This is a genomic window from Mesorhizobium sp. M7A.F.Ca.MR.362.00.0.0 (assembly GCF_004023175.1).
GTDB lineage: Bacteria > Pseudomonadota > Alphaproteobacteria > Rhizobiales > Rhizobiaceae > Mesorhizobium.
This window is the reverse complement of record NZ_RZTF01000359.1, coordinates 1-6,555: the sequence shown is the minus strand read 5'-3', so window position 1 is coordinate 6,555 and position 6,555 is coordinate 1. Positions and strand designations below refer to the sequence as shown.

Annotated in this window: 6 protein-coding genes and 1 pseudogene; 6 read left to right on the top strand and 1 reads right to left on the bottom strand. The window is 64.9% G+C overall.

Features of this window, described 5'->3' with window-relative positions:
* The 5 genes from EOC06_RS29840 to EOC06_RS29820 all read left to right on the top strand — a co-directional run.
* Positions 1–1,456, top strand: a 1,456-nt coding sequence (locus EOC06_RS29840; protein WP_128309480.1) for an FAD-binding protein, incomplete at its 5' end; no start/stop codon positions are given.
* The gene (locus EOC06_RS29835) at positions 1,453–1,779 is read left to right on the top strand and encodes a ferredoxin family protein (protein ID WP_127270526.1); all 327 of its coding nucleotides are present in this window, start codon (positions 1,453–1,455) and stop codon (positions 1,777–1,779) included. The genes EOC06_RS29840 and EOC06_RS29835, both read left to right, overlap by 4 nt.
* Positions 1,780–1,811: 32 nt before the next feature.
* Positions 1,812–2,648, top strand: a complete 837-nt coding sequence (locus EOC06_RS29830; protein ID WP_128309481.1) for an ABC transporter ATP-binding protein — start codon at positions 1,812–1,814, stop codon at positions 2,646–2,648.
* 12 nt (positions 2,649–2,660) lie between these two features.
* A complete protein-coding gene (locus tag EOC06_RS29825; protein ID WP_127270901.1) occupies positions 2,661–3,557 on the top strand; it encodes an ABC transporter permease in 897 nt (298 codons plus the stop codon).
* A 36-nt stretch (positions 3,558–3,593) separates the two neighbouring features.
* The gene (locus tag EOC06_RS29820) at positions 3,594–4,619 is read left to right on the top strand and encodes an aliphatic sulfonate ABC transporter substrate-binding protein (RefSeq protein ID WP_128309479.1); all 1,026 of its coding nucleotides are present in this window, start codon (positions 3,594–3,596) and stop codon (positions 4,617–4,619) included.
* Positions 4,620–4,676: 57 nt separating this feature from the next.
* On the opposite strand, the gene EOC06_RS29815 is transcribed toward EOC06_RS29820, so the two are convergent.
* Positions 4,677–5,705, bottom strand: a complete 1,029-nt coding sequence (locus EOC06_RS29815) for a LacI family DNA-binding transcriptional regulator (RefSeq protein WP_128309478.1) — start codon at positions 5,703–5,705, stop codon at positions 4,677–4,679.
* A gap of 336 nt (positions 5,706–6,041) precedes the next feature.
* On the opposite strand from EOC06_RS29815, the pseudogene EOC06_RS29810 reads away from it, so the two are divergent.
* Positions 6,042–6,555 (top strand): annotated as a pseudogene (locus EOC06_RS29810) (sugar ABC transporter substrate-binding protein); the annotation flags it as partial.

Genomic DNA, 6,555 nt, shown 5'->3' with positions numbered 1-6,555 from the left:
CTCCAACACCGGCACCTGGTGCGTGCCGCCGGGCGACAACAGGCATGCCGTCGTCGAGCGGCGCTGGCAGCGCACCGGCGAACTCGCCGACCCGCGCTGGATGCTGCGCTGCGTCGTTACCGCCTACCGCAATCTGCTCAGGCTGTCCGAATGGGGCTATCCCTTTCCGAGCGAGGATGACGGCCGGCTCTACATCGCCAATCTGCGCGGGCCGGACTACATGCGCTTCATGCGCCGCCGGGTGCTGTTGGCCGGCGTCACCGTGCTCGACCATCACCCGGCGCTCGAACTTCTGTCCGACGGCGATGCCATCGTTGGCGCCGCCGGTGTCGCCCGGCAGATCGGCCAGGACTGGCGCGTCGACGCCAACGCGGTGGTGCTGGCGACGGGCGGCTGCGCTTTCCGCGAGCGCATCCTCGGCGCGACCGGGCTGACCGGCGACGGCTATCTGATGGCGGCGGAAGCCGGCGCCAGCCTGTCGGGCATGGAGTTCACCGGCAAGTACACGCTGGCGCCCTATGGCTCCTCATTGAACAAGGGCCTGCCGTTCCGCTGGGCATCGTTCCATCGCGAGGATGGTTCGCCGATCCTCGGGCCGACCGGCGAGCCGTTGCGCAACGGCATCGGCGACCGCGAGGAGGAAGTGGCGCGTGCGCTGATCGACGGCCCGGTCTATGCGCGGCTCGATCAAGCCGAGCCGGCGCTGCAAGGCTGGCTGCGCCAGGGCCAGCCGAACTGCTTCGTGCCCTATGACCGCGCCGGCATCGATCCGTTCAGCGAACTGTTCCGTATCACCTTGCGCGCCGAAGGCACGGTGCGCGGCACCGGCGGCATCGACATCGTCTCCGACGATTGCGCCACCGGCGTGCCCGGCCTCTATGTTGCCGGCGATGCCGCCAGCCGCGAGATGATGACCGGTGCGCTATCAGGCGGCGGCGCCGTCAATTCATCCTGGGCGCTGGCCAGCGGCTGGTGGGCCGGCAAAGGTGCCTCGACCCATGCCAAGCGCCGGACCGGCAAGGCGTTCCGCAACGCGGTGCAATCGCTCGGCCAGGCCGGCTTGCGTCCTGCATCATCGGCGAGGGCCGACATCTCGGCGGGCGAAGTTATTGAGGCGGTGCGTAGCGAAGTCACGCCGCTCGACAAGAATTTCTTCCGCACTGGCGAGGCCCTGGAGAAAAGCGGCGAGCGGCTGGAGAGTGTCTGGCGCGACGTGCGCAGCCATCTGCAAGGCGAGGGGCTGGACCGGGTCCGTACCCGAGAGGCAGCTTCGATCGCCGCTGCTGGGCGTTGGTCCGTGGCCGCCGCGCTGCACCGCACCGAGAGCCGCGGCATGCACCGCCGCACCGATCTGCCGGGCAAGAGCCCGGCCTTCGCGCACCGGCTGGTCATCACCGGTGTGGATGCGTTCCGCATCGCAGGTGCGCCTGAGCGGCTGGCGGAGCTGGCGTCATGATCGAGATCGTCTCGGCCACGCGCTGCGTCGAATGCGACATCTGCGTCAAGGTGTGCCCGGCCAACGTCTTCGACGCGACCGACAATGGCGTGCCGGTGATCGCTCGCCAGGAGGACTGCCAGACCTGCTTTCTTTGCGAGATCTATTGCCCGACCGACGCGCTTTATGTGGCCGAGTTCGCCGAAGGGCCGACCGGCATCACGGAAGCTCAGGCCGACGCCCGCCAGATGTTCGGCTCCTATGCCCGCGCGCTTGGCTGGAAGCGCGGCAAGGCGGGCGGCTCGGAATTCGACCCGACGCACCGCATCCGCGTGGCGCAGTGAACCGATCGGAGACAGATATGGATCGCCCGAACATGGACCGGATCGTCGTCAGCGACATCAGCAAGACCTTCCAGCTCAAGCCGGGGCAGTTCGTCACCGTGGATGGCGAGGCGACCGACCGCGTCACCGTGCTCGACGGCGTCGATCTTTCCATCCGCAAGGGCGAGTTCATCACGCTGGTCGGCCCGAGCGGCTCGGGCAAGTCGGTGCTGCTCGATATCATTGGCGGGCTGACGCAGGCGACCGGCGGCAACGTCCAGCTCGACGGCAGGCGCATCACCAGGCCCGATCCAAAGACCGGCTATGTCTTCCAGCAATATGCGCTGTTTCCCTGGCGCACGGCGCTCGCCAACATCGAATATGCGCTGGAAGTGCGCGGCGTGGCCAAGGCCGAGCGTACCGCCACAGCCCGCCATCTGTTGGCGCTGTTCGGCCTTGCCGGTTTCGAGGACCGTTTTCCCAACCAGCTGTCCGGCGGCATGCAGCAGCGTGTGGCGATCGCGCGTGCGCTGGCCAGCAACCCGGAAGTGCTGCTGATGGACGAGCCGTTCGCGGCGCTCGACCAGCAGACGCGCGAGCTTCTGCAAGGCGAGCTGCTGCGGATCTGGGGCAAGATCAACACCACGGTGATTTTTGTCACCCACTCGATCGACGAGGCGATCTTCCTCGCCGACCGCGTCGTGGTGATGACGGCACGGCCGGGCGCGGTGAAAGAGATCATCGACATCGACCTGCCACGACCGCGCGACGGCGACATCCGCGCCAGCGCCGAATTCAATCTATATCGCGCCCGCGTCTGGGACGTGCTGCGCGACGAGGTCAACAAGGCGCAGAAGGACTGGACCCTGTCGCCAGCCTTCAGTCGCTGAGGAGCTGGACCAATGGCCTATCTGACCGAGAAGTTTGGCTCCGCGGGAGCGCTCCACCTGTTTGCCGGCGCTGGCGAAACGGTAGCCGCCGCCAGGGTCCCGGCCATCAAGGCCAGCGCCAAGATCCGGAGCAAGAAAGCAAGCCACGGCACGTTCCTCTATGGCGTGCCGCTGCTCGGCCTGTTCTTCCTGCTGTGGGAGATCGCGCCCCGACTCGGCTGGCTGAACCGCATCTTCTTTCCGCCGCTGAGCGAGGTGCTGGTCGCCTGGTGGGCGCTGCTCGCTTCGGGCGTGCTGATCGAGCATATCGGCATCAGCCTGCAGCGCGCCGCGATCGGCTTCGCACTCGGCGTGGTGGTGGCCATCCCCCTCGGTCTGTTGATGGGGCGCTATTCGTTGTTCGAGAAGGTTTCCGACCTCCTGGTGCAGACGCTGCGAAACACATCGCAATTCGCACTGCTGCCGGTGTTCATCCTGTTGCTCGGCATCGGTGAGGAATCGAAGGTCGCGATCACCTTCTACTCCTCGGTTTTCTTTCTCCTCGTCAACACGATCAGCGGCGTCAAGTCGGTGGATCCGCTGCTGATCAAGGCGGCGCGCTCGATGGGTACGTCCGACTTCGATCTGTTCCGCAAAGTCATCCTGCCGGCCAGCATTCCCTCGATCGTCGCCGGCGCCCGGCTGGCGGTGAAATCCTCGCTGTTCGCGGTCATCGGCGCCGAGATGCTGGCGGCTAAATCCGGCCTCGGTTTCCTCATCCAGAACTCGCAGCTGATGATGGAAACGGCCGACATGTATGCCGGCATCCTGACGCTGACCGTCATCGGCCTGACCGTCAACTACCTGCTCGTCTGGTTCGAGCGCTGGGCAACAGCCTGGAAAGGCCAGTCCGAGACCTCGCTCATTTAAGCGGTCCATTCATTCCAACCAGGAAGGATTTTTCCCATGCCCAACATTCCATTCGACGCACTTCGCCGGCTGCTGCTGAAGGGCGCTATTGCTGTCGTCATCGGCCTTGGCGGCATGCCTGCCTTCGCGCAGGACAAGCCTGAAATTATCCGCATCGGCAGTACCGCGCCGGGGCATCTCAAATTCATCCTCGCCCAGAAGGACGGCTGGTGGGAGAAGGAATTCGCCAAGGACGGCATCAAGGTCGAACTGGTGACTTTCAATGGTGGTTCGGAGGCGACGACCGCGCTGGCCACCGGTGCGATCGAATTCACCTATACCGGCAACAACCCGGCGCTGCGGGTTGCTGCGTCCGGCGCCGACGTCAAGCTCAAGCTGATCGGCCTGTCGAGCTATGTGAAGGCCGGCGGTTCCTACATCGTCGTCAAGACCGGCTCGCCGCTGAAGACGCTGCAGGATCTCAGGGGCAAGAAGGTCGCCTATCTCACCGGCACGGTGCGGCATTCGAACTTCAGCAAGGCGCTGAACAGCGTCGGCCTGACCACCAATGACGTCGAAGGTCTGAACCTGCCGTTCGAGGCATCCGGCCCGGCGTTGCTGCGCGGCGATATCGACGCCATTGTCGAGACCGATTCGACGGCGGCCAAGCTGGTCGACACCGGCGAGGCGCGCGTCCTGTTCGACACCAGCACTCATCCGGAATGGAACGTGCCCAACGTCATCTCGGTCAACGGCGCCTTCGCGGCGAAATATCCCGATCTGGTCAAGCGGCTGCTGAAGGTCGATATCGAGATTTCGCGTTGGGCCGATGCCCATCCGGACCAGACGATCAAGACCTTTGTCGAGGCCACCAAGTCGTCGGAAAAATCCGTCCGCAAGACCTATGCCGACGGGGTGTTCCATCAGGATCCGAAACTCACGGACGGCGCGATCGCCGCCTTGCAAGGCGAGGAGAAATTCATGGCCAGCGCCGGGCTCCTGAAGGGCTCGATCGACTATGGCAAATGGGTCGACAGGAGCTTTGTCGATGGCGCCGCGGCTGAAGTCGCTGCCGTCCAATAGACTAGAAGCATCGAGCGGGGCGGGCGCTTTGCCGCGCCGCCCCGTTCGTCTGGTTCGTCAAATCTCAGGGATGTTCTCCTTGAAGATCACCTGCAGCCTTGGCTGGTGCAATTCATAGGGCAATCCCCGGACCGCATGGATCAGGGTGTTGAGCGCTTCGCGGGCCTCGACGCGCGGGTTCTGGTCGATGACCGCGTCGAGCGTGCCGTCGAGCAGAAGGTCCTTGGTGCCGTCCGTCACTTCGTGGCCGAGGAAGACCATGGATTGGGCGCGGCCGCGCTCCTTGAGCGCGCGGGCGATGCCGGTGTTGCCGGCGCCGACATTGTAGATCGCGGCAAGGTCGGGGTGCCGCTCCAGCAGGGCCGATGCCTCCGAATAGGCCTTCTCGCGGTCGTCGAGCATTTCGCGCATCTCGACGATCTGCAGATTGGGTGATTCCTCGGTCAATACGTGGCGGAACCCCATCTCGCGTTCTTCGTGGCCGCGATAGGACAGCGAGCCGGCGAACAGTGCCACCTTGCCCGGACGCCCCGATCCCATGAAGCGGTTGAGCAGATAGCCGGCCAGCCGCCCGGCGGCACGGTTATCGATGCCGATATAGGCGACCCTGGGCACATGCAGGATGTCGGAAGCGATGGTCACCACCTTGATGTCGTTGGCCGACAGGGAGCGGATCGCTTCGCGCACCGTCGGATGGTCGAGTGCGATGACGCCGACGCCTTGCGTCTGTCCGCGCAGATCCTGCAGCAGGCGAGCGAGCCGGTCAGGATTGAAGCCCTCTATGGTGGCGATATGGACGTCGAGGTCGGGCCGCGCCAGAGCCTGTGCCTCAATGTGGCGGTGCAGCATCTTGATGAAGGAATTGGTGCCGGCCGGCAGAGCGAAGTCGAGCCGGATGACCTTGCCGGGCGAGGGCCGTGGCGGCGCGCCGTTCGGGCCTTCGGCGATGTAGCCGAGGCGCTGCGCCATTTCGAGCACGATTTCCCGTGTGCGAGCCCGTACGCCGGGTCGGTTGTTGAGCACGCGGTCTACGGTGGCGGCCGAGACGCCGGCCTCCCGGGCTATGTCAGTCAGGGTGGAACGCACCGTCTTTCATCTCCTGCATGCGTCAGATCGGTTGGTGGCGGCTTCCCCGCCATCGGCGATTCTGATGGGAAATGATGTATCCGCCCTTGGCCGATGTGCAAGCCGCCGGGCTAAATCAAATGGTCCGGCAGGGCGATGAAGCGCCGGGCAGGGTCGGGTGCCCTCAAATTGAGGCATCCGGCATGACGCGTGGATCCCGTTTTTGTGCATTTCCTCGCCCTGTTGCAATGTTGTGAGGTATTTTGATTATTTATGATGTTGACAGCCTTGCCATGCTGCCGTCAATATCCCTCATAAGGGTCGTGGAGGAAACGTGGCCCTGAGGGAGGAGTTTCAATGTCTGACTTGATCCGCATCTCGCGGCGCCGGCTGCTGGCATCCGGAGGAAAGGCGGCCGTGATCATGGCCGCCGCTGGTATCGCGCCCCAATTCATTCGTCCCGGCCGTGCCTATGCGGCCGACGCGCTGGCGCCCGGCATGATCGGCGGCCCGACGGGCTTCGATGGAGCCGAGCGCTACCAGTATGGCGCCGACACGCCGGAAGGCCGTGCCATCGAGGCGGCCAAGGCGCTGAAGGGCGCCGGCAAGGCGCCGGCCAAGATCGTGCTCGGCCTGTCCGACGGCTCGATCGGCCAGCTCACGCAGCCGTTCCCGGCCGGTGCGCCGTCGATCAAGGAGCTGTGGGAAAAGGAAACCGGCATCGCGATCGAAATCGTCGGTCTGCCGAACGGCCAGGAATTCACCAAGACGATGCAGGACATCTCCACCAAGGGTGGGGCCTACGACATCTACTCGACCGAATGGAACCGCCTCGGCGACCTCGCCGAAACCGGCGGCATCGCCAAGCTCG